The 23,465-nt window shown below is 54.2% G+C and carries 24 protein-coding genes; 20 read left to right on the top strand and 4 right to left on the bottom strand.

Annotated features, from left to right (window positions below; all coding sequences use genetic code 11):
- The first annotated feature begins 53 nt into the window (after positions 1–53).
- The 3 genes from BED41_RS12340 (at position 54) to BED41_RS12330 (ending at position 2,533) form a co-directional block, all read left to right on the top strand.
- Positions 54–413 carry a hypothetical protein gene (locus tag BED41_RS12340; protein WP_066746780.1) on the top strand — a complete coding sequence of 120 codons (360 nt, stop codon included), beginning with the start codon at positions 54–56 and terminating at the stop codon, positions 411–413.
- A 1-nt stretch (position 414) separates the two neighbouring features.
- Positions 415–1,353 (top strand): ketopantoate reductase family protein, encoded by a 939-nt coding sequence (locus BED41_RS12335; protein ID WP_066746778.1) that lies wholly within the window; start codon positions 415–417, stop codon positions 1,351–1,353.
- Between the two features lie 127 nt (positions 1,354–1,480).
- Entirely contained in the window at positions 1,481–2,533 is a 1,053-nt protein-coding gene (locus tag BED41_RS12330) for a glycosyltransferase family 8 protein (protein ID WP_066746775.1), read from the top strand.
- Between the two features lie 30 nt (positions 2,534–2,563).
- Here the strand turns inward: BED41_RS12330 and BED41_RS12325 are convergent, their stop codons facing one another.
- Both BED41_RS12325 and BED41_RS12320 read right to left on the bottom strand, forming a co-directional pair.
- Positions 2,564–3,232 (bottom strand): 3-oxoacid CoA-transferase subunit B, encoded by a 669-nt coding sequence (locus BED41_RS12325; protein ID WP_066746772.1) that lies wholly within the window; start codon positions 3,230–3,232, stop codon positions 2,564–2,566.
- Entirely contained in the window at positions 3,216–3,923 is a 708-nt protein-coding gene (locus tag BED41_RS12320; protein WP_066746769.1) for a CoA transferase subunit A, read from the bottom strand. The genes BED41_RS12325 and BED41_RS12320 overlap by 17 nt, the downstream gene beginning before the upstream one ends.
- A 224-nt stretch (positions 3,924–4,147) precedes the next feature.
- On the opposite strand from BED41_RS12320, the gene BED41_RS12315 reads away from it, so the two are divergent.
- From BED41_RS12315 to BED41_RS12305, 3 genes are all read left to right on the top strand, one after another.
- Entirely contained in the window at positions 4,148–5,755 is a 1,608-nt protein-coding gene (locus BED41_RS12315) for a M20/M25/M40 family metallo-hydrolase (protein ID WP_066746767.1), read from the top strand.
- 155 nt (positions 5,756–5,910) lie between these two features.
- Positions 5,911–6,381, top strand: coding sequence for a GNAT family N-acetyltransferase (locus tag BED41_RS12310; RefSeq protein WP_066746764.1), 471 nt, complete (start codon positions 5,911–5,913; stop codon positions 6,379–6,381).
- Position 6,382: 1 nt separating this feature from the next.
- Positions 6,383–7,954, top strand: coding sequence for a DEAD/DEAH box helicase (locus tag BED41_RS12305; RefSeq protein WP_066746761.1), 1,572 nt, complete (start codon positions 6,383–6,385; stop codon positions 7,952–7,954).
- A gap of 36 nt (positions 7,955–7,990) precedes the next feature.
- Here BED41_RS12305 and BED41_RS12300 read toward each other — a convergent pair whose 3' ends face one another.
- Positions 7,991–8,323, bottom strand: coding sequence for a DHCW motif cupin fold protein (locus BED41_RS12300; RefSeq protein WP_066746758.1), 333 nt, complete (start codon positions 8,321–8,323; stop codon positions 7,991–7,993).
- 383 nt (positions 8,324–8,706) lie between these two features.
- On the opposite strand from BED41_RS12300, the gene BED41_RS12295 reads away from it, so the two are divergent.
- The 12 genes from BED41_RS12295 (at position 8,707) to BED41_RS12250 (ending at position 18,338) form a co-directional block, all read left to right on the top strand.
- Entirely contained in the window at positions 8,707–9,027 is a 321-nt protein-coding gene (locus BED41_RS12295) for a (2Fe-2S)-binding protein (RefSeq protein WP_066742659.1), read from the top strand.
- 15 nt (positions 9,028–9,042) lie between these two features.
- The gene (locus tag BED41_RS12290) at positions 9,043–10,143 is read left to right on the top strand and encodes an NAD(P)/FAD-dependent oxidoreductase (protein WP_066742657.1); all 1,101 of its coding nucleotides are present in this window, start codon (positions 9,043–9,045) and stop codon (positions 10,141–10,143) included.
- Positions 10,144–10,146: 3 nt separating this feature from the next.
- A complete protein-coding gene (locus BED41_RS12285; protein WP_066742655.1) occupies positions 10,147–10,662 on the top strand; it encodes a 4Fe-4S dicluster domain-containing protein in 516 nt (171 codons plus the stop codon).
- 1 nt (position 10,663) lies between these two features.
- On the top strand, positions 10,664–10,930 hold the full coding sequence (locus tag BED41_RS12280; protein WP_066746755.1) for a (2Fe-2S)-binding protein: 267 nt from the start codon (positions 10,664–10,666) through the stop codon (positions 10,928–10,930).
- A 14-nt stretch (positions 10,931–10,944) separates the two neighbouring features.
- Positions 10,945–12,093, top strand: a complete 1,149-nt coding sequence (locus tag BED41_RS12275) for an NAD(P)/FAD-dependent oxidoreductase (protein WP_066746752.1) — start codon at positions 10,945–10,947, stop codon at positions 12,091–12,093.
- A gap of 287 nt (positions 12,094–12,380) precedes the next feature.
- Positions 12,381–12,551 (top strand): hypothetical protein, encoded by a 171-nt coding sequence (locus BED41_RS16530; protein ID WP_157102349.1) that lies wholly within the window; start codon positions 12,381–12,383, stop codon positions 12,549–12,551.
- Positions 12,552–12,639: 88 nt separating this feature from the next.
- Positions 12,640–13,032: a hypothetical protein gene (locus BED41_RS12270; RefSeq protein ID WP_066746750.1), complete on the top strand. Its 393-nt coding sequence runs from the start codon at positions 12,640–12,642 to the stop codon at positions 13,030–13,032.
- A gap of 113 nt (positions 13,033–13,145) precedes the next feature.
- Entirely contained in the window at positions 13,146–13,319 is a 174-nt protein-coding gene (locus BED41_RS16205; protein ID WP_084002443.1) for an OadG family protein, read from the top strand.
- Positions 13,320–13,321: 2 nt separating this feature from the next.
- Positions 13,322–14,443 (top strand): sodium ion-translocating decarboxylase subunit beta, encoded by a 1,122-nt coding sequence (locus BED41_RS12265; protein ID WP_066746748.1) that lies wholly within the window; start codon positions 13,322–13,324, stop codon positions 14,441–14,443.
- A 50-nt stretch (positions 14,444–14,493) separates the two neighbouring features.
- The gene (locus BED41_RS12260; RefSeq protein ID WP_066746745.1) at positions 14,494–15,399 is read left to right on the top strand and encodes a LysR family transcriptional regulator; all 906 of its coding nucleotides are present in this window, start codon (positions 14,494–14,496) and stop codon (positions 15,397–15,399) included.
- Between the two features lie 3 nt (positions 15,400–15,402).
- Positions 15,403–16,056 carry a deoxyribose-phosphate aldolase gene (deoC, locus tag BED41_RS12255; protein ID WP_066746742.1) on the top strand — a complete coding sequence of 218 codons (654 nt, stop codon included), beginning with the start codon at positions 15,403–15,405 and terminating at the stop codon, positions 16,054–16,056.
- Positions 16,057–16,367: 311 nt separating this feature from the next.
- Positions 16,368–18,338, top strand: coding sequence for a TRAP transporter permease (locus BED41_RS12250; protein ID WP_066746740.1), 1,971 nt, complete (start codon positions 16,368–16,370; stop codon positions 18,336–18,338).
- A 150-nt stretch (positions 18,339–18,488) separates the two neighbouring features.
- On the opposite strand, the gene BED41_RS12245 is transcribed toward BED41_RS12250, so the two are convergent.
- Complete coding sequence (locus tag BED41_RS12245) at positions 18,489–18,941, bottom strand: helix-turn-helix domain-containing protein (protein WP_084002441.1); 453 nt, start codon at positions 18,939–18,941, stop codon at positions 18,489–18,491.
- 576 nt (positions 18,942–19,517) lie between these two features.
- Between BED41_RS12245 and BED41_RS12240 the strand changes: the two genes are divergently transcribed.
- Positions 19,518–20,873: a gamma-glutamyl-gamma-aminobutyrate hydrolase family protein gene (locus tag BED41_RS12240; RefSeq protein WP_168160275.1), complete on the top strand. Its 1,356-nt coding sequence runs from the start codon at positions 19,518–19,520 to the stop codon at positions 20,871–20,873.
- 507 nt (positions 20,874–21,380) lie between these two features.
- Positions 21,381–23,348 carry a TRAP transporter permease gene (locus BED41_RS12235; RefSeq protein ID WP_066749285.1) on the top strand — a complete coding sequence of 656 codons (1,968 nt, stop codon included), beginning with the start codon at positions 21,381–21,383 and terminating at the stop codon, positions 23,346–23,348.
- The last annotated feature ends 117 nt before the right edge of the window (positions 23,349–23,465 follow it).

The following is a 23,465-nucleotide window of genomic DNA, read 5'->3' as shown; positions in this document are numbered from 1 at the left end:
TACTATGAAACGTGCTCTTGAACAACTAACTTATTATACGAGGAGGTAAAGAGATGTCTGTGATCGTAACCGGCGGGGTATTCCTGCTTTTGCTGGTCTTTGAACATCCAATCGCCGCCGCGCTGCTTGTCTGCGTCGTGCTGTGGGGGCTGTGCAGCTTCGCCGGCGACCTTACGCCGCTGAAGGCCGCCGGTTTATATGCCGTCTTGCTGGCGGCGGGGTATTTTCTGGGGGACGCCTTCATCCAGACCTCGTATATGAGGATGGGCGGTATTACGGCGCTATCCGTTTTACTGGGCCTCTCACCGATCATCTACGGCGGCATCTGGTATCTGCTGCACCGCCTCCAACGCGGGAAGAGAGAGTCTGGGGAGACGAAAAAACAAACCTGTAACGAAATGGAAGATGATTAATATGAAGAAGATAGAGAATATCGCCCTTATCGGGCTGGGAGCGGTCGGATGCGCCTATCTGACGACGATCGCGGAGCATCTGTCTCCCGAGAAGATTCGGGTCGTAGCCGCCGGTGAGCGCGCCGAACGCTACCGTAAAAATGGTATAACCTATAACGGCAGGCAGTACCGATTTAATGTCGCGGAGCCTGGCAGCGGAGAGCGCCCAGCCGATCTGGTCTTTGTCGCCGTGAAGAATACCCAGCTCGCGGCGGCGGTGGAGGAGATAGGGGATTTTGTCGGCCCCGAGACGGTGATCATCGCGCCGCTCAACGGCGTCACGAGCGAAAAGGTGCTGATGGAGCGTTACGGCGCGGAGCGGGTGCTCTATTCCTACGCGATGAAGATAGACGCGACGCGTGAGGGTGACTGCACCTTCTGCAAGAATACCGGCTTTATCCCCTTCGGAGAGGCGCGCAACGAGCCGGGCCGTTATTCGGAGAACGTGACGGCTGTGGAAGAGTTTTTCCGGCGTACCGGCATTGAGTATGAGATACCGGAGGATATGATAACGAGCCTCTGGAAGAAGTTCATGATGAATACGGGGTTAAACCAGACCTCCGCGATCCTCGGATTTACCTACGGGATGATGCAGCGTTCTTCTTCCGCGCGCGCCCTGATGCGTTCGGCGATGGAGGAGGCCGCCGCCGTGGCCGGAGCGGAGGGGATCTCTCTGGGAACGCCGGAGATCGACGACTGTTTCCGGATCATGGATATGCTGGGCGCCGAGGGAAAGACCTCGATGTTGCAGGATATCGAGGCGCGCCGCCCTACTGAGGTCGGTGCCTTTGCCGGCACGGTGGTCGAGATCGCCGACAGGCACGGCCTCGCCGTCCCCGTCAACCGCACCTATCTGCGGCAGATCCGGGCGCTGGAGGAAGCGGCAGGTCTCAGACTTTAAAACGAGGATATCGAACGGTTTATGACGCGCGGGAGCTAGGAGCTGACCATATTAGCGCGTACACGGTAATGGTGCGTGTTTTGAACGTGGAGCGGAGTCTTGGTGATATACTGTAGGAAATTATATAATGATTGAGAGGGTGGTCGATGTGAACGATCCCATTTGTGGGATAATGTCAGCAAAAAATCACGAGGTCATAGACGTGGCACTTTCGATCTATGACCCCAAGGGCAGTTATTCCCGCAATGCAGGCGTAGTGATGGTCTCTTTGTTGATGAACACGGACGCCGCTGTATCTTTCCATATCCTCCACGACGAAACCCTTTCGGAAGAAAATCGCAGGATGCTTGAGAAAACAGCTCTTTTAGCTCCTTCAAAGAGCGGGGTAGCCTGCCGCCGTGAAATAGATTTTATAAACGTGTCAGACTGCTTTGACAATATTACTAAAGTAGATATAGACGAACTTTGCGGAATATGTTCCAGAGGCTGTCTTTATCGGCTGGCGATGCCGGAGCTTTTGCCGGAAATAAAAGAAGTGCTCTATTTTGACTGTGATATTGTAGTCGCGCTGGATGTCGAAGAGCTTTGGAATACTAGGTTATACGAAAGAGGATACGCGCTTGCGGGCGTACTTGACGATGTATATAGGCCTCTGCCGGAGATAAAGACCACGAAGGCTGCGATCAAAACGGATGGCAGAGGGCTTACGAGAGAGCGTTACATAAATTCCGGTGTGCTGCTCATGAATTTGGAAAAGATGCGCCGCGAGGCCGGGGAGAAGGGGACGCTCCTTAAGCGTGCGGCGAAGTATTTCGACCGTTTTTTACCCTTTTTGCCCGACCAGGATTTTCTCAACGCCGAATATCTGGGAGATATCGTATATTTAGATGTCAAATACAATACGGACTCTAAGATAGACCATTTCGACAAGTTTTTTTCCCTCGAAAGAATATGGCATTTTAGTGGTCGTACCAAACCATGGGTCGCATATACTGGCTCTAATGCCGATATGCTCTACTGGCACTATCTAAGTCTAACACCGTGGAAGGACAGTGTCATTGAGACGATGTTCCGTGCCCTTACAAATGAAAAATACTGTCACAGACATTCCCGTGACTGCATCCAGAGGCTAAAGGCGCAGCTTAAAGAGAATATCGCGCATCTGTTTCACCTTAATTGAGAGGGTGTGTAGCGCGGATATTTAGCCGTTTTAAAAATCTACTCGTCGGAGCTGAGAGCTGACGTCGATCTGCATCTCCGTCCGGTCGAGCAGCGCCTGGAGACCGGTGTCTTCGGCGATCTCGGTCATCACCATATGGCCGTAGATGTTCCGCACCACGCAGTATTCGGTGACGATGACGTCGACCACGCCGCGCCCAGTAAGTGGCAGCGAACACTTCTGCACGAGCTTGCTGCGCCCCTCTTTGTCGAAGTGGCGCGTCGCGACGTAGACCTTTTTTGCCCCCGTGACGATGTCCATCGCTCCGCCCATGCCTGGGACCCGTACCTGGGGGATCATCCAGTTTGCGAGGCTTCCCTCGCGGTCGACCTCAAGCGCGCCGAGAACGGTGACGTCAATATGGCCGCCGCGCATAATCGCGAAGCTGAGCTCCGAGGAGATGAGCGCGCCGCCGGGCAGCACCGATACCGGCGTGCCGCCCGCGTCGATGACGCGCAGGTCGTGCCTGTCCGCACTTGCGCCGGCGTTGATGACGCCGTTTTCCGTCTGCAGTATGAGCCGTACCCCTTTTGGCAGATAATCCGGCACGAGCTGCGGGATGCCGATGCCGAGGTTGACTAGCGCGCCGTCCTCAAGCTCCGATGCGACCCTCTTGGCGATGCGCGCGCGGGCCTCTCTCTCATTAAGTTCTGGAAGCATATTCGCCATCTCCCTTCAATACCAGAGCGTCAATAAATATTCCCGGGGTTACGACATTGTTGGGATCTATTTCGCCAAGCGGCACCACCTCGTCCACCTCCGCCACGACCCTTGTCGCCGCGGTCGCCATCGTTGGGTTGAAGTTCCGGTTTGTCCCGTAGTAGACGAGATTGCCCGCCGCGTCGGCCTTATAGGCGCGGATGAAGGCGGTATCTGCCCGCAGCGGCCGCTCAAGGATGTAGCGCCGTCCGTCGAGTTCGACGGTCTCGCGTCCCTCCTCGTAGACGGTATCCACGCCGGTTGGCGTAAGTATGCCGCCGAGCCCCGCGCCACCCGCGCGGATACGTTCGACGAAGGTGCCCATCGGTATCAGCTCTATCTTCAATTTTCCGCTGGTGTACAGCTCCTGCGTCTTTTTATTGAGGCCGATATGCGACGCGACGAGCGAACGGAGCTGACCGTTTGTCACGAGCCGCGCCACGCCTACGGGGCCGGGAACTTTGGTCTGGAAGTAGCTGGTGTCGACGCAGATAAGATCTATATCTTTCACGCCGCTATCGCAGAGCGCCTCAATTATCGTGTAGGGCGCGCCGCCATAGTTGAAGCCGCCGACCATCAGGCTCTTGCCGGGAGCGGCGTAGGCCGCGGCCTCCCTCGGCGTGATGACGGGCTTGATAAATGGTTTGGCCATTGAGTAAAACATCCTCTCAAAAGTTCTTTGACAAGTTTTACAGCCGCGGGGAGGAATGTCAAGGGAGAAAATTTTCCCGCTTTGCGGGTGAAGCACCTCCATAAGCGGGAGGCTTATCCTGGAGAGGCGCGGAATACTAGGAGCGGACCTGTTTCCAGCCATGACCGCGATTTTATCCACCGCCGTATTGTGATATTATTTAAAAAGTTTAGGAGGCGGTAATTATGGACAGAGAATATCTATTATCGATGATAAAAGAACTTGTCGCGCTGCCGAGTGTTACGGAGAGCGCCGCGGAGAGCGCGCCCGGCGAATGGCTCTTTGAAAAACTTGCAAAGCTTCCTTATTTTCGTGAAAACCCCGGACATCTTCAGCTGGTCGATACGCCGCTGGAGGGTTCTCTCTATAAACTGAAGTCGCTTGTCGCACGCGTCGACGCCGCCAAAAAGACGGCGCGCACGGTGCTGCTCATCGGCCACTACGACGTCGTCGACGTAAAATGTTACGGCGATATCGCCGAACATGCCTTCAACGCCGACCGGCTCGCGGAGATATTCGGCGCGGACTCTGACGTACTCTACGGGCGCGGCGTGATGGATATGAAGTGCGGCGCGGCGCTCGAAACGGCCATCATCGAGGAGTTCGCCGAGGACCGCTCCCTGTTCGATGTGAATCTGGTCATGGCGCTGGTGGGGGACGAGGAAAATTCCTCCGCCGGAATGCGCGGCGCGCTGCTGGCCCTGGCGGCGATGCAGGCGGAGGGGCTCGATTTTCTAGCGGCGCTCAATACCGAGCCGGGAGAGGCGGGACGCTCCGGCGTCGTCGGCCCGATGGTCTTTCTCGGCACGCTCGGCAAACTGATGCCAGGCTTTTACATCCGTGGCCGCGATGCCCATGTGGGAAACTGCTACAACGGCTTTTCCGCACTGCTCGCCGCCTCGCGGCTGGTCTCCTACGCCGAGGGCAACCCCTATCTCGCGGACCCGCTGCACGGCGTCTGTCAGCCCTCGTGGATCTGCCTCGACATGAAGGCGCTGCACGACCTCTACAGCGTCACAGTCCCCGACAAAGCCTACGCGTATTTCAACTGCTTTACGACCAACAACACCCCAGCGCTGGTGATGAAGCAGATGCGCGGCGTCGCCGCCTATGCGCTGCGCCAGAGCTCGGAGCAGCTCACCGCCTCCTACCGCGCGCTGCTCGCGCTGGGCTATGAGGGGGCGGAGTTTGTGCCGGTGGAGCCTGCGGTCTACACGCTGGAGGAGCTCACGGAGCTGGCGCGCAGACATCACGGAGCCTCTTTCGACGAGGAGCTGCGCCATTACACGGAGACGCTGCCTCCCGGCGACATGCGCGCGCGCGGCATAAAGTGTGTAGATTTCATCGCCGACCGTTCCGGTGTCGAGGGGCCATATATCGTCTGTTTCTTCCTGCCTCCGTGGCTGCCGGTGCGCACCGACCTCACGGACGACCCACGCGACCGGGCGGCAGTTGAAACGGCGCGCGCCGTCGAGGCGGAGTGCGAGGAAAAATACGGCCTCAAGATGACGGAGTCGGAGCTATTCGCGGGGCTCTGCGACCTCAGCTACGTCGGGGCGAAGATATCAGACGACGACGTGCGCGCTCTCAGCGGCAACATGCCCGGCTGGGGAAGCATCTATAACATCCCGCTCAAAGAGATGCAGGGGCTTGGCCTGCCGGTCATCAACCTCGGCCCAAGCGGGGAATCGCCGCATAAAAAAGATGAACGGCTGCACCTGCGCTATTCGCTGGATATACTGCCCTCGCTGCTGAAATTCGCGGTGCGGGAGCTGTCACGCCGCAGCCTCTGAGTTCAAGTTTAAGGCCGTCACGGAGGCAGCCCTTCCGTGACGGAGGGTAACCGGGCCTGCACCCCGTCCCTGCAAAGAGTACGTTACCCCCATTCCGCGGCGTTGTGGTACAATGTACGTCGCATATCTTAATATAAGGGGAGAACGATTGATAGATGTACGATGACGACGTTCGAATACGTCCGGCCAAACCAGAAGAGGCGGAAGATCTGTCGGATATAGCCTGGAGGTCCAAGTCTTACTGGGATTACCCCGTGGATGTGATGAACATCTTCCGGGATATGCTCAGCATTGAGCAGGATTTTATCGAAAACAACCCGTCTTACCTCATAGAGCATGAGGATACCGACGAAAAGGTCGGCTTTTACGCGCTTGAGAAGAAGGGTGACAAATGGTGGCTTGAACACCTGTGGGTGCTTCCCGACGAGATCGGTACGGGGCTGGGGGGCAAGCTCTTCCTTCACGCCTGCGAGATGGCCGAGACGATGGGAGCCGATGAACTTTACATAGTATCCGACCCGAACGCCGAGGAGTTTTACCGACATATGGGAGCGGAGAAGATAGGAGAAGAGCAGACGGAGGGAATGCCTGAACGCCTCCTTCCCGTGATGCGCATGAAACTATAATATGCTCTATAAATGGCAGGAAAAAGCGCTTGAGAAAATAGCGGGGAAGAACGCGATCCTCTCCGCCCCGACAGGCAGCGGCAAGACCTGGGTCGCCTATATATGGGCCGGCCTTATGAGCCGCGACGGCACGCCTCAGATGCCGGAGGGACGCGTGATCTTTACCGCGCCGATCAAAGCCCTCTCAAACGAACGTTACCTCGAACTCAAATCTATGGGCTTCGACGTGGGGCTGGAGACGGGTGACTTCAAGAAAAACGCGGGAGCCGAGGTGCTCTGCTGCACGCAGGAGATATATACCCTAAAATATGCCCACATCCCCGGACAAAAGGTGATAATTGACGAATTTCATTTCATCTTCAACGATCCGGAACGCGCGCGCGCCTACATAGACGGCCTGCGCCGCACGGACGAAGAGAGCGATATCCTTGTGATGTCCGCAACCTTCGGCAACCCCGATAAGGTACGGGCCTACCTCGAAGAGATGGCGCGGCGTTACTTCACCCTCTTTGAGACGGAGAACCGCGTCACTAAGCTCGTCTACAAGCAGCGCGGACTGCGCTTCAACCAGATCCACGACGCGCTCGTCTTCGCCTTTTCCAAAAAGGGCGTCGAATGGATCGCGGCGCAGATCGCGAAGACCCGCCGCAAAGTGGAGCGTGACAAGCGCGCCCGCCTGCGCGAGATGTCTCAGATACTCGAGGTCGAAAAGGTTCCAGAGACGATGCTGCGCGGCGTAGGCATGTACTTCGGCTCTATGCTGCCGAAAGAAAAGCTGCTTGTCGAGATGGCTTTCCGCGAACGGATAATAGACGTGGTCGCGGGGACGGACGCGCTCTCTCTGGGGGTGAACCTGCCGGCGGAGACGGTGGTCTTCGGCCAGATGGCGAAATTCATCGACGGGCCGCTGACGAAGAATGAATTCATGCAGATGGCGGGCCGCGCGGGGCGCAAGGGATTTTTCGATACGGGATACGTGTCGTACATCCCGCGCAGCAAATGCGAAAACTTTGACTACGACACGGCGATACTCTACCTTGAGACGCTCGACAAGCCGCGCGAGGAGGCGAAGATAAAGCTGCTTCCCGCGATCGGCAGGCTGTTAAAAAAGGAGGTCACCGTTGAGACGGAGGCCCGCATGATCGCCGAGTGCTCGATGCCGCGCCGCGACGTTCGCTCTGTGACCAAAGAGGTCGAGGGGGCGCTGCGCGAGATAACGCAGATGCTCGCGCAGATCAAGGACCAGAACGAAAGAAAGCGCGTCCGCAGGGTCCTCGGCGACATATGGAGCGACGAGATGGAGCGCGAGGTGAACATCGCGATCGCGCGCCTCTTTGCGAAATACGAGATGCCCGACGCGATGGAATGCGCAAACCTGCTCAGAAAGACGGAAAGAAATTACCTCCAGGCGCTGCTGAAGATAAAGCGTTTCGCGAACCGCCTGCCGGAGGGCTACCGTTTCGCGAACATGGAACAGATAGATGTCGAGGTAAACAAGATCGACGGTTCGGTATTCGGCTTCGAGGACAAGATACATCAGATAAAGATTACGGAAGAAAATACCGAAGAATAAAATTTAAAGGGGCGGCCGCGGCCGCCCTCTTTTTCTCTAATCTACGATGAACAGCTTGACTCCGTTCGGCGAGAAAGAGCGGTGTCGGTTCTTGTCGTCGTCTTCGGCGACATACCCCATACCCGGCGTAAGCTCCTCCTTTGTCCCGTCCTCCAGCTCGGAGATGACGGAGCCCTCAAGGACAAAGAGCACATGTCCGCGCGGACACCAGTGGTCCGCGAGATAACCGGGGCCGTATTCCACGAGCCGGGCGCGGATATTACCCTTCTCAAATGTCCGCCAAAGAGCCTCTCCGCTCTCGCCCCTGTGAGGTACGGCCTCTATCTTGTTCCAGTCAACGGTCTGGTAAGGTATGCCTTCGATCTTCAAAACAAATTCCTCCCCCTCTAAGATTAACGTAATTATATCAGAGAGATAGTTTGAGAGCTAATTCACATAAATTCGATAATTAAGAGCTGCTTAAAAATGAGCAAAAAGGGAAATGAAAGAAATAATAGGCGCGTTGAATTTGTAAAAAAGTGACAAGGCCTGTTTGTCCCACTATAAAATAAAATTTAATTAATTATTATCTATAAAAATCACATAAATATAACATAATTGCGTGTTTTAAATATTGATAAATTCGATAATATATAACCATAAACATCATTTTTCAAACAATATAAAGCAGTGTATTATATTATCGTTTAGTTATTTTGTTAAGATTATTGTGCGGATTATATTTTCATCGAGACCAAGGAGGGAGAGAGGGCATGGAACTGATACAGAATCACCCGATACTGGACTACAAACACGGTCGGGAAGTGACATTTACCTTCGACGGGCGCGAGCTCAAAGGATACGAAGGGGAGCCGATAGCGATGGCGCTGCACGCGAACGGGGTGCACATCTACCGCATCACGCCGGAGATGAAGAGGACGCGCGGTTTCTTCTGCGCGATCGGCAAATGCAGCTCCTGCTTCATGGTGGTCGACGGCGTCCCCAACGTCCGCACCTGCGTCACGCCGCTTACGGCGGGCATGAAGGTCGAGACCCAGAGGGACAAAGGCCGCGTTCCTTTGGAAGTCTGTTAAGGAGGGGTATAAGAGATGAAGAAAATACATGAGACGGACCTCCTCGTAATAGGCGGCGGAGCGGCGGGCCTCTGCGCGGCGGCGGAAGCGGCGACTGCGGGAGCCAGCGTCACGGTTATCGAGAGCGACCTCCATCCCGGCGGCCAGCTCGTCAAACAGACCCATAAATTCTTCGGTTCCAGAGACGAATACGCGGGAACGCGCGGCTACAAGATAGCCGACATCCTGCTCGACGAAATATCGTCGCTGGGAGACAAAGTAAAAATCAACTGCAACTCCACCGTGACGGGCTGCTATCCCGAAGACGGAGTCTACACCGTCATGGAGGGAGAAGAGAACTACTACCGCGTGAAAGCCAAAAAGGCGGTCGTGGCGACGGGAGCGCAGGAGAGAATGATCCCCTTCCCCAACAACGACCTTCCGGGAGTCTACGGAGCGGGAGCGGTACAGACCCTCATGAACGTCTACGGAGTCGTGCCGGGCAAAAAAGTCGTCATGGTGGGAGCGGGGAACATCGGCCTCATAGTCAGCTACCAGCTCACCCAGGCGGGAGTCGAAGTGGCGGCGGTAGTAGAAGCCATGCCTAAAATCGGCGGCTACTGGGTCCACGCGGCGAAAATAAGAAGACTCGGCATCCCCATCCTCCTGAGACACACCATAGTCGAGGCCATAGGCGACAAAGTCCTCGAGGGAGCAGTCATCCAGGAACTCGACGACAAATTCCAGCTCATAGGCGAGCCCCGTAAAATAGACTGCGACATCATCTGCATGGCCGTAGGCCTCACGCCGACCACCGAACTCTTCTGGCAGGCGGGCTGCAAAATGCAGTTCGTACCGCAGCTCTGCGGCTACGTACCCTTCAGAGACAAAACCATGCGCACCAGCAACCCTGACATCTGGGTTGCGGGAGACGCCTCCGGCATAGAAGAGGCCTCGGCGGCCATGGTAGAGGGGCGCATAGCGGGCCACGCGGCGGCCAAAGCCCTCGGCCACAAAGTAGAAGACAAAAAATTCGAAGAATACTGGACCAGACTCCACCACCTCCGCGCCGGAGAAGTGGGAGAAAAAATCCTCGCCGGAATAGGTCAGGTCCTCGTAGAAAGATGGGAGGCGTAGACAATGGGCTGCACATGCGATAAAGAAAAACTATTCAACAGCGGAATCCTCGTGGAACACACCGAAGGTGCGGTACTGCCGCCGCAGGAGGCGTGGGAAACCAAAAAAGGCGGCTACGTGGTAATCGAATGCCCGAAACGCATCCCCTGCAACCCCTGCTACACCAGCTGCCCAACGGGAGCCGTCCTCCCCTTTGAAGACATAAACGACGTGCCGCAGATAGACTACGCCAAATGCACGGGGTGCGGAATCTGCGTCTCCAGATGCCCTGGGCTGGCCTGCTTCGTAATAGACATGACCTACGCGGCGGACAAAGCCGTGATCAAACTCCCCTATGAAATGCTGCCGCTGCCGGAAAAAGGCAAAACCGTCAAATGCCTCGACCGTACAGGAGAGGCCGTAGCGGATGGAGAAGTCATAGCGGTCACCGAACCCTCGAAAGACCGCACCTACGTGGTCAGCGTCGTCATTCCGAAAGAGATGGCCGATCAAATACGCGCGATAAAGGTGGTGTGCTGAAATGGCGAAAGTAAATGTGATATGCCGCTGTGAAGAGATAGAGATCGACGAGATCCGCAAGTGGATCGCGGCGGGCTACACCGAATTTGACGAATTGAAGCGCATCCTTCGCGTCGGTATGGGGCCATGCCAGGGACGCGGATGCCGCGACATCATCATACGCGAGCTTGCGCGCGCCACCGGCAAACCCATCGCCGAGGTGAGGGCGGGAGTCATCCGTCCTCCCGTGAAGCCGGTAAAGGCCATGCTCTTGGCCGACGAAGACTAGGGAGGTAATGTGCCATGACGATAAAAACTGCTGATGTAATAATTGTTGGCGGCGGTGTGCATGGAGCAGCTACCGCCTATGAACTTGCGAAGGCCGGAGTGAAAACGGTCCTCTTTGAAAAAGAATATCTCTCATCGGGCGGTTCGGGCCGTTCCGCGGCCGGCCTTCGCCAGCACTTCGGCACCGAGGTCAACCTCCGTATGGCGAAGTACAACCTCTCCGTCTTCCCGACGCTTGAGGAGGAGCTCGACACGGGGATGAAGCTTGAATTCACGCAGTGGGGCTATATGTGGGTTGCCTACTCGGATTCGTGCATGGAGCAGCTTAACAAGAACGTCACGCTTCAGAAGAGCCTCGACATCCCCTCTGTGATGATGACGCCCGCCGAAATACATGAGCGCTGGCCCTATCTGAATCTTGACGGCATCCTGGGCGCCGCCTTCTGCGGCGACGACGGACATATCAATCCGCAGACGCTGACGCTGGCCTACGGACATGCCGCGCGCCGTCTCGGGGCGGAGATAAAGACATACACTCCCGTCGCGAAGCTGCTCGCGGAAAACGGCAGGATAAAGGGCGTCGTGACGGAGAGCGGTGAAGAGTGGCACGCGCCCAAGGTGCTCCTTACCGCCGGCCCCTGGTCTACGCCGCTGGCGGCGACCGTCGGCGTGGAGCTTCCCGTCTATCCCGAGCGCCACAACATCCTCATCACGGAGCCTGTGGAGGTTTTCGACTGCCCGATGGTTCTCTGCCTCGACGACGGAGCCTACTTTAAGCAGTGCCCGAACGGTACCTTCATGTTCGGACGGGACGACCCCGGCGAGCCGCATACGGTAGAGGCCGGAAACAGCGCCAAGTTCCTCGAAGGCGTCACCAAGAGCGTGCTCAAGAGAATACCGGCCCTCAGAGGCGTCCGCGTCGTGCGCCAGTGGTCGGGCCCATATGACAATACGCCGGACCATAACGCGATCATCGACTGGACCCCGGTAGAGGGGCTTCTCGTTAACTGCGGCTGGAGCGGTCACGGCCTTCAGTTCGGTCCCTCCGGCGGGCGTGTCTGCAAGGAGATGCTTATGGGAGAGACGCCATTTGTCGACCTGCACCGCTTCCGCCTTGCAAGGTTTGCCGAGAACGATCTCTTCTTCGAACCTGCGTTCATCTAATAAACTCTTTCTTCGTAAAGGCGGCCGTCCATGTGGCGGCCGCCCCTTCGTTGTTTATGTGGTACTTGATGTATAGAGATGCCGTGTTATGGGGATGACGGCAATTTTAGTATTGAAATAATGCAAATTTTTGTGAAAATCTCGGAAAGTAGTCTGCTTTTCGATAAATCTTACTGATTTTATTGTTGACTTCCTCTCATTTTATGATATAAAAATAGTGAACAGCACTTATCAGAGGCGTTATTCTGATAGGTTCTTTTTTGTGCCCTTAGAAAGGCGGCTGTTCGATGAAAAATAAAACTTTTCTGCTTTTGTTGTTGTTCACCTTCCTCACCTTCGCGGCGCTTCCGGCCGAGGCGTCTGCTGAAATAATCAGCGGTTCGGGGACTCTCGGGATTATCGTGATGTGCGCTGTGGTAATAATCTGCACATATCTTATGAAAAAATTCATGGGTTAAATATTTAAATAGTAGAATGTAGTTGAAATATTAAGTTAAATGGTATTTAATCTATGTGAAGCTATTAGCTAAAAGAGAGGGGGCATGAATGATGATTATCTCTTCTATACGGACCAAAGAAAAGATAACGCTGGCGTTGTTTGCGCTTATCGTCATGCTCTTTGCGGCAGGGCTGCCTATGTCTGTCGCCTCTCCGGGTTATGCCAACGCCGACGCCGATATCATGTACCTTTCCGTCAGCGCAAATGATATATCCTTTGGCACCATCTCCGTCCCCGCGGATTCTGTCCCCGCCGGGGTGGTAAAGAGCCTTCGTAACCGAGACGAGAGTCCATTTGAATCTTTCCGTGCTAACCTTCCGCTTTTGCTGGAAATAGGGGCGGAGCCAAGTATCACCACCTATCTGCTTACCGATATCTATATGGCTAATGCCCGTTACTGCGGCATCAGCAACCCTAAAACAGTCCAGAAGAGAGAATAGTATCTCCCCGGAATACCCACCTCTAAAATTTTTTTATACTGATAGTGCTGTTCCAAATTAATTCTGTACAATGGAATAATATTCCATGCCAAAAAATTAGGAGGCAATTTGCGATGCCTATTACGTCTTCTCTTAGTTCATATTTTGTCGGACCGATGGGGGCGCTTATCATGTCCTTCATCTCCATGAGTATCGTTTTTCTTGTAATAATAGGACTCATGCTGGTAATGAAGGCCACCGGCAAGCTGGCTGCGTCGTTTGACAAAAAGACCGCAGAGGGTAAATAACGATGGAACTATATATGACCGCTCTAAAAGGGGTTGTCGACCAGTCGGGTTTTGTCGCCCTTACGACCGGCAATCTGTTGATGCTCTGTGTTTCGTTCGTCCTGCTATACCTTGCGATCGCCAAGGATTTTGAGCCGCTGCTGCTCATGCCGATAGCCTTTGGCTGCCTGCTCGTGAATCTTCCTCTTTCTGGGATCATCGACGAGGGAGGATTTTTATATTATGTTATGTTTGGTATAAACCATGAGATATACCCCATCATAATATTCATGGGTATCGGCGCGCTCACCGACTTTGGCCCGCTGCTGGCGAATCCAGTCACCTTCCTGCTTGGCGCCGCCGCACAGCTTGGTGTCTTTGTCGCCGTTATCGGCGCGATGCTGATGGGATTTACTATCCAGGAGGCCGCCGGTATTGGAATCATCGGCGGGGCGGACGGACCGACGGCGATCTATCTCTGCGCGAAACTGGCCCCGGCGATCTTGCCGGCTGTGGCTGTGGCCGCCTATAGCTACATGTCGCTTGTCCCTCTTATTCAGCCGCCGGTCATCAAGCTGCTTACAACTAAAGCCGACCGTTCGATAAAGATGGAGCAGCTGCGCCCTGTCTCGCGTACCGAACGCATCCTATTCCCAATAGTATCGACACTGGCCTGCGGTCTCGTTCTTCCCGCGGCTGTCCCCCTTATTGGGATGCTGATGTTTGGGAACCTTATGCGTGAATGCGGTTGTACGGAGCGTCTTTCGCTCGCCGCGCAGAACGAGGTGCTAAACGCCACGACGATATTCCTCGGAATCTCCGTTGGCGCGACGATGAGTGCCGAAACCTTTCTGACGATTGCGACTATTAAGATAATCTGTCTGGGACTTGTCGCCTTCATCTTCAGCACCGCAGGCGGTGTTGTCTTTGGCCAGGTTATGAAGGTGCTGTCCGGCGGCAGGATCAATCCTATCATCGGCGCGGCCGGAGTTTCAGCCGTACCGATGGCGGCACGCGTATGTCAGAAGGTCGTATCTAAGGAATTCCCAGGACAGTATATCCTGATGCACGCCATGGGGCCAAACGTCGCAGGCGTTATAGGAACGGCGGTCGCCGCGGGAGCGATGCTTACTTTGTTAAAATAAGCTGATAAAAAGATAGAAATAGAATAGAATAATTTAGGGAGGTGATGAGAATGCACGAAAAGGGGATAGAGACCTTTCTTGCAGTCGCCATGTCGCGTACTCTCGGAAAAGCGGCCGAGCTTCTTAACGTCACTCAGTCGACGATAAGCTATAATCTCAGCGAGCTGGAGAGCGAGATGGGCATGATACTGGTAGACCGCCAGAAGGGTATGAAATCTATTCGTCTGACGCCCGCCGGCGAGGGATTCCTTCCGCTCGCGCTCAAATGGCAGGAGGTCAGCAGAGAGATTGGAAACGCACGCAGTCCCGGTTCTGCCTATTCTCTCACCATAGGAGGCTCAGAGAGTGTCAACTGCCGCCTGCTTCCTGAGATATACAACATACTGCTTGAACATGAACCTCCGGTATATCTGCGTATATTGACCGACCCTTCCGACCAGATGTACCAGGCCGTAGAAAGCCGCGCGCTTGACGTGGCGATCACCCTGCACGAGGAAAATACGCGTTATGTTCAGATAGAGCCCTTCTATAAAGAAGGATTTATCGCGGCGCGCATTCCCTATGATGGAGAGGTCCAAGGAGAATTTATAAAACCTGATGATTTGAAACAGGAGGACGAGTTCTATATCGAATGGAGCGGAGGATACCGTTTATGGCATGACCATATATGGGACCCGATGAAGTCTTTTAAGGTGAAGCTCGATTCGGTGAATCTCGTGACCTCCCTGATGAAACATCCGGGGCAGTGGTGTATGATTCCGGAATCTGCCGCAGGGCAGTTCAAGAAAGAGTCTCCAAATGCGGTATTTCAAAAGGTTTACGACTCCCCTCCGGATATTGTATATTATAAGCTGACCCACAGGTATCCGAAATCGAGTTCAATACCGGGACTGACAATATTTGACGAGGTTCTGAAACAGCGGATAACGGAATTGGGTAAGGAAAGGGAGAAGTAATAGATGAATCTGGCGCCCTATATAGACCATACTAATCTCAAACCCGAGGCTACGGCCGAAGACATAAAAAAACTCTGTGCCGAAGCACGCTGCTTTGGTTTTGCCTCTGTCTGTGTTAACTCTTCGCGCGTACCTCTGGCGGCTGAGTTGCTTAAGGGAACCTCTGTCTCCGTCTGTACCGTCGTAGGGTTTCCGCTTGGAGCGGCGAGCAGCGCCTCCAAGGCCTTTGAGGCGAAAAAGGCCGCGGAGGACGGCGCCTCGGAGATCGATATGGTGATAAATATAGGGTTAATAAAAGACGGCGCAGATGAAGATGTAATAAAGGACATCAAGGCCGTAGTCGAAGCGGTCCCCCTGTGCGTCGTCAAGGTGATAATAGAAACCTGTCTCCTTACGGAAGAGGAAAAGATACGCGCCTGCCGCGCCGCAATGACGGCGGGCGCGCACTTCGTAAAGACCTCCACCGGCTTTTCCACCGCCGGGGCGACGGAGGAAGACGTCAGGCTGATGCGGGAGACGGTGGGGGAGACTCTTAAGATCAAGGCCTCTGGCGGCATACGCAGCGCGGATTTTGCCGCGCGCCTAATAGCAGCCGGCGCGGACCGGATAGGCGCCTCCAAATCGGTAGAGATGTGCGGCGGCAGGCTGCAGAGCTGATCCTCGGCGTACTGAGGCTGTAAATCTAACCACGCACCGCGCTTCCGGCCTCTGAGACGCGCAGTAAATGAAGCTAAGATTCCCATAGTTTCCTCTTAATAGAGGTGCGGTAGGTATTTGCCATCTCGCTGTCGGGCGGCATGGCTGGATATATGCTTTCCGCGCGTCCACCAGTAAAACCTGTAAAGGTAAATATCTAAAACTGCCTGTTTTTCAGTCGCAGACAGAAATATATAATGTCACGGCATCCGCTGCGTGCATTATATATGATGTTCTGTATCCTAAAGTCTCCACAATAAGGAGGAATCGTTATGAGTGAAACAGAGGCAAAGACAACCATGGTTATGGAGGAAAGCGCGAAGCTCGACCTTGACGACCTTATGCGCCGGTATGACACTGAATCGCGTTTCAGGCTGCTGAGCGGCTGGCAGGGAAAGATGGTAGCTTTGCTCGCCGTCGCGATGTCCTGCTTCCACTTCTATACATCAGGGTTTGGGCTGCTGCTTGCCCAGATGCAGGGCGCCGTTCACCTCGCATTCACGCTGGCGCTGGTCTTTCTTCTCTATCCGGCTAACTCGAAACAATCCAAGACCAGCGGCATACCTTTCTATGACTACATATTGGCCGGGCTGGGAGTGGCAAGCTCCCTCTATCTGGTATTCTTCTTCAACGACCTGGTGATGCGGGCCGGCCTGCCGACCACCACTGACCTAGTGATGGGATTCATCCTCATCGCGACACTGCTGGAGGCGACGCGGCGGATATCCAACCCGATACTTCCGTGTCTTGCGATCGCCGCGCTGCTCTATTGCTATTTCGGACGCTACATGCCTCAGATGCTCGCGCACCGCGGTTTCTCGGTAGCACGTATCGTAAACCACATGTACCTTGGTACGGAGGGAATCTTTGGCACCCCGCTTGAAGTCTCCTCGACCTTTGTCTTCATGTTCATCCTCTTTGGAGCGGTGCTTGAGAAGACGGGGCTTGGGCGCTTCATCATCGACCTCTCAATGGCCATCGCCGGCTGGTCGACTGGCGGCCCCGCGAAGGTCGCGGTCGTCAGCTCCGGACTGATGGGGACGGTCTCCGGCTCTTCGGTCGCCAATGTCTGCACGACAGGTATGTTCACCATTCCGCTCATGAAAAGCGTTGGCTACCAGCCCTACTTTGCGGGCGCGGTCGAGGCGGTGGCCTCAACTGGCGGGCAGATAATGCCTCCCGTCATGGGCGCCGGCGCCTTCATCATGGCGCAGTTCCTCGGCGTCCCTTATATACAGGTCGCCATTGCGGCTATCGTCCCCGCGCTCCTTTACTACTTTGCAGTCATGGTGCAGGTGCACTTTGAGGCCTGCCGCCTCGGACTTAAGGGTATCCCCTGGTCGCAGCTGCCTCCTATATGGCCGCTGCTTAAGTCAAAGGGTTTCCTGCTCATCCCGCTCGTGGCGATCATTTACTTCCTGCTTGCCGGCTACACGCCGCTTAAGGCTGCCTTCAACGGCATCCTAGTCAGCTTCGTGCTCTCCTGGCTCAATAAAGAGACTCGCCTGACCCCAGACCGGATATTCCAGGCCTTTGAAGCCGGAGCGCGCGGCGCGATCGGCGTGGCCTGCGCCTGCGCCACCGTCGGCATGGTCGTCGGAATGGGGACGCTTACCGGACTTGCGCTGCGCATCGCCGGAGCGATAGTCGCGGCGGCGGGCGGCAGCAAGATACTGACGCTCATCTTCACGATGTGCGCGAGCATCGTTCTCGGGACCGGGCTGCCGACGACGGCTAACTTTATCGTCACCAGTACGATGGCGGCTCCCGCGCTCTTCCAGCTGGGCGTGCCGCCGATGGCTGCCTACATGTTCGTCTTCTACTTCGGCATCGCGGCCGACCTGACGCCGCCGGTCGCGCTTGCGGCCTACGCCGGCGCGGGGATCGCGGGGGCGGACCCGATGAAGACCGGTGTCACGGCCTTCAAACTTGCGCTGGCCGGATTCCTCGTTCCGTACATCTATGTCTATAGTCCGATGCTGCTCTTCATCGACGTGGTGCCGCTTGAGATGATACAGGCGATCTGTACGGCGCTCATCGGAGTGTTCCTGCTCGCGATGTTCACGATCGGATACTTCAAGGCGCCGCTTGCCTGGTATATGCGGCTGCTGGCCTTTGGAGGCGCCTTAGGGCTGATGATCCCCGGCACAGCCTCCGACCTCGCCGGTCTCGCAGTTCTGGCGCTGATCTATGTCGTTCAGCGAATTAAGGAGAAGAAAATTTCCACGGAAACTGCCTTGTAGGTGAATTCTCAAAATACAAAATGCGGGCTCACATGAGTCCGCATTTTATATTGAACACAGAAATGTAACAGATCGCCGCATACTGTCAGGCCGCTGTGTCTTTAGGCGAGAGATCCCGCGCAAGAAAATAAGAGAGGACCGTCTGTATCCTTATCTGTCGTTCTTATCCTGCTCATATTTGAGCATGATGTGCAGCTCTTCTATGTCCTCCCGTACCCGTTTGAAGGTTGAATCTTTGACCGTGCCGATTTCGTGTTTTACGCGGTCACGGAAAAATGATGACAGAGAATCAAGCTCCATGTCAAAGGCGGAAAACTTATCACCTGTGATGCTAGATTGAGACGGGGGCTTTTTCACGGTGTTTTCAGAGATGCCGGGCAGATCCTTGATGGAAATAGCTTCATCTATTTCTCCGAGCCAGTAAGAAGAGGTGATTTTTGTTGTTTTTACAAGTTTATCCAGCAATTCAATCGATGGGTTGGACAGGCCTTTCTCCAAGCTGCTGATGTAAGTCTGGCCATAACCCAACAACTCTCCAAGTTTTTCTTGTGATGTCTTCCCTCTGTATTTTTTTAACCTTCTGCCGAATTCTTTAGTGTCCATATCTAATAATATACTTACAATTTTCGCAAATAACTAATTAGTTATATTGGTAATAACTATTCATAATATCATTGACAATGATTAAAATAACCAGTATTATTGCTAAGTAGAATCCGGCAATAAATACTAACTGTAATGTAAAAGAAATTATTGTTAGAAAATATGACCATGTAATTGTAACAACGGGATGCAAATAATGGTAAAAGCGCGCAGAAGAAATACCGTCAGCTAAGCTGTGTGAATATTTTTGCCATTGCTGTTGTGCTGTGCATTGATGTCTGCGAGTGGACAGTCTGTATTCATCATTAGTGTGCAATCGAAGAAATGCGGTTATACGCTTTTTTCCCTGCCCGTGTTGTTTGTCGCCTGTTCTTAAAAGCAGGAACATACTTTAGAAACCTGAATATATAAGGAGGTGGTAAAGGCGTTCGGTTCAGCAGCGAGAGTGTTAACCCTATTCATACCTGTCTTTTTGGTGGCAAGCCGTTATCGGCGGGGGAGCTCTCGATGCTGATTTTGTGTGGCGAGGTTCTTGGTAAGCTTGGTCCTAACAAAAGAAAAGGAGTGTTATGGAGAATGAGAAGACGGTTCCTGTCTGTTTTTGTGGCATTGATGATGTTGTCTGTGCTGCCATTAGCGGCGTTGGCGGCGGAAACGCTGAGCGGCGCGAAGCTTTATTCAATTAATGAAAGCGCCATGCTTGAATACAATGTCGTCCACTCTGCCGATGTCAGTGAAGCTAAAATTGTTGATAAGACCGGCAATGGTATCGACACGGTAGCAAAACTGAAGGATATTATGGGTGTGCCTGATGCTCCGGCGGCGGTTTTAAGCACCGACATCGGCGAGCGCACGCTGGGTAAAGCTGTCATCGCCGATCTTACCATCGATGACAGCGGTAAGATCGCAAATATCATCGTCACGAAGGTCCGTACCCGTCCAGTGGTCGGTATCTCCTGGAAAAGCGATAAAATAGGGTCGGATTACAAAGGATTTGCCGAGGCCTTTGAGCGTAACGGAGCCTTCGCCGTCTTCCTGCCGCAGGTTAAGAGCGCGGAAGAGGCTAAAGAGGTTTTATCCAAAATTAACGGCCTCTTCGAGACCGGTGGGGAAGACTGGAACCCCGCGCTGTACGGTGAAAAGCAGACGCCGCACGGATCAAGCGGATGGAATGACGCCCGCGATACTTCGGATATCAGTCTGATGCAGCAGGCTGTCGCCATGGACGTTCCTCTGCTGGCGGTCTGCCGCGGCGAACAGGGATTTAATGTGGCGATGGGAGGCGGTTTGATCCAGGATGTCCCCTACTATCTGGGACAGAAGGTCCTTGCCGGTGAAATTGACGCCAGCCGTGTTACCGGTGTGCTTAAAGATACCGGATACAGAAAATGGAATGAGGCGACGCAGACATATGATAAAGTTAGCTGCGAGGACGAGCCGCATTACCGTGTCCAGATAGACGGCCTGATCCACAGCGGCGGCACAGGATATCATAACCTTAAATCAGGAGATAACATTGGCATACTCACCGGTTCGAAATGGCTGTACGATATCATCGGAGACACCTCGATCGATCTGGTTGCTACGGCGCACCACCAGGCCATAGATCCGCAAAAGCTGGGCAAGGGGCTGACGATAGCGGCCTATTCTTCCGACGGTATCGTAGAGGCAATAGAGCATCGCGACAGCCTGTTCGCCCTTGCGGTGCAGTGGCACCCTGAACGTGACGCGCTGAAAGATACCCGCGGCGTGGATGTCGATCAGGATCTGTGCAACGCCGTGCTTGGCGCTCTGGTTAAATATGCCGGAACTCACGCGGACGGCCCCGCCTCCCACTCGTCATCCTCATCTGGATGCAACGCCGGAGCGGCCGCAGGACTGATGGCTCTTCTTGCCATGCCCTTGTTTTTCTACGTCAAAAAGAAGCGGTAGTTATTACGTGGTATAACAAAAGTTGATATCTGCCCTATCGTCTGCCAACTTATGCAGGCGATAGGGGCTTTTTTGCCGAATTATAGTTGTTGTGAACTCAGATACCAATGCGGCAATGCGATTTATATATAATCAGCCGCTATCGTTATATTTTATTTACATTATCGAATAAAATATAGGATATAACTCTCTTCGCGTCGGCTGGCAAAGAAGGGGCTGAAGAAAGACATTCCGGTATATCTGTATTTTTCTGTTTGTTGTTTTAGCGGCGGTACAGCCGCATCTCTTTTGAGAATAATTAGAAAGCTGATTGTTGATACTTGTCTAATAAAAGTATATAATAATTAACGAGACTTTTTATTATTTACCGGAACGACAGCTATTTGCATAAAAAAGTATAGAATCTTGATTAATCAAGAATTTATTTTATTGTCTGGAATGTAAATACTTATCGTGTCCGTGTAACCATTTATATGTCTCAGACTCTCCACGGAGGAGGAATTTTTGGTGAGTGAAACAGAAGTAAAAATCATTGATCAAGTGGAGGAAAACGCGAAGATCGATCTTGAAGATCTTATGCGCAAGTACGACACGGAGGCGCGGTTCCGAGCGCTTACCGGCTGGCAGGGACAGCTGGTGGCTCTGCTTGCCGTCGCGATGTCCTGCTTCCACTTCTATACCTCGGGTTTTGGACTGCTGCTGGCCCAGATGCAGGGCGCCGTCCATCTGGCATTTACGCTGGCGCTGGTATTTCTTCTCTATCCGGCCACGTCGAAACAATCCAAGACCAGCGGCATTCCCTTCTATGATTTTATCCTTGCCGCGCTCGGTGTCGCAAGTGCGCTGTATCTCGTGTTCTTTTTTAACGATCTCGTTACGAGGGCCGGTCTGCCGACCACGACGGACCTTGTGATGGGATTCATCCTCATTGCGACGCTGTTGGAGGCGACGCGGCGGATATCCAATCCCGTCCTTCCCTGTCTCGCGATTATCGCGCTGCTTTACTGTTATTTTGGACGCTATATGCCGCAGATGCTCGCGCACAGAGGCTTCTCCGTGGCGCGTATTGTAAACCACATGTATCTCGGCACAGAGGGGATATTCGGTACGCCTCTTGAGGTGTCATCGACGTTTGTCTTCATGTTCATCCTCTTTGGAGCAGTGCTTGAAAAAACAGGCCTTGGGAAGTTCATCATTGACCTGTCGATGGCTCTCGCCGGCTGGTCGACAGGCGGCCCAGCGAAGGTCGCCATAGTTAGCTCCGGTTTGATGGGGACCGTTTCCGGCTCCTCCGTCGCCAACGTCTGCACCACCGGTATGTTTACGATCCCGCTCATGAAGAGCGTTGGCTACGAACCTCACTTCGCCGGCGCCGTTGAGGCGGTTGCCTCTACGGGCGGCCAGATCATGCCCCCTGTCATGGGCGCGGGGGCCTTCATCATGGCTCAGTTCCTCGGCGTGCCGTATATACAGGTTGCCGTCGCGGCGATAGTCCCCGCCCTGCTTTACTACTTTGCGGTCATGGTCCAGGTGCACTTTGAGGCCTGCCGTCTCGGACTCAAAGGTATTCCCTGGTCACAGCTGCCTCCGATATGGCCGCTTCTTAAGTCAAAGGGCTTCCTGCTCATCCCGCTTATCGCGATCATCTACTTCCTGCTTGCCGGCTACACGCCGCTTAAGGCGGCCTTCAACGGTATTCTGGTCAGCTTCGTGCTCTCCTGGCTCAACAAAGAGACGCGCCTGACGCCGGTGAGAATATATGAAGCTTTCCAGGCCGGAGCGCGCGGCGCGATCGGCGTGGCCTGTGCCTGCGCCACGGTTGGTATGGTCGTCGGTATGGGTACGCTTACGGGGCTTGCCCTGCGTATCGCCGGCGCGATCGTTACGGCGGCAGGCGGCAGTAAGATACTGACGCTCATCTTCACGATGTGCGCGAGCATCATCCTCGGCACTGGACTTCCGACGACGGCTAACTTCATCGTAACCAGTACCATGGCGGCTCCGGCGCTCTTCCAGCTTGGTGTTCCCGCTATGGCGGCCTATATGTTCGTCTTTTACTTCGGTATCGCGGCTGACTTGACGCCGCCTGTAGCTTTAGCTGCCTATGCCGGATCCGGCATAGCGGGCTCCGACCCGATGAAGACTGGCGTCACGGCCTTTAAGCTTGCGCTGGCGGGCTTCCTTGTACCGTATATTTACGTATATAATCCGATGCTGCTCTTCATCGACGTTGTGCCGATGGTAATGGTACAGGCGATCTGCACGGCATTGATTGGCGTATTCCTGCTCGCGATGTTCTCGATCGGCTTCTTCAAAGCCCATCTTGCCTGGTATATGCGTATCCTGGCTTTTGGCGGAGCGATCGGACTTCTGATCCCTGGAACGACCTCCGACCTGGCGGGGCTGGCAGTGCTGGCCGTGATTTACATCGTACAGACCGCGAAGGCCAAAAAAAACGCGGCGAGGGCTGAGTAATTTCTTCTTCACGCTGCGCTTTCCCGCCGGAATCATGGTTTTGTGTTGAGTCTCGTGGGAAAAAAGAGTATTATAATTAGCGATAAGCAGACTTCTTTTGGAAGTCCGCATTGCAAA

Source organism: Cloacibacillus porcorum (assembly GCF_001701045.1).
GTDB lineage: Bacteria > Synergistota > Synergistia > Synergistales > Synergistaceae > Cloacibacillus > Cloacibacillus porcorum.
The sequence above is the reverse complement of the archived record's forward strand: the minus strand, read 5'-3'. Positions and strand labels throughout refer to the sequence as shown.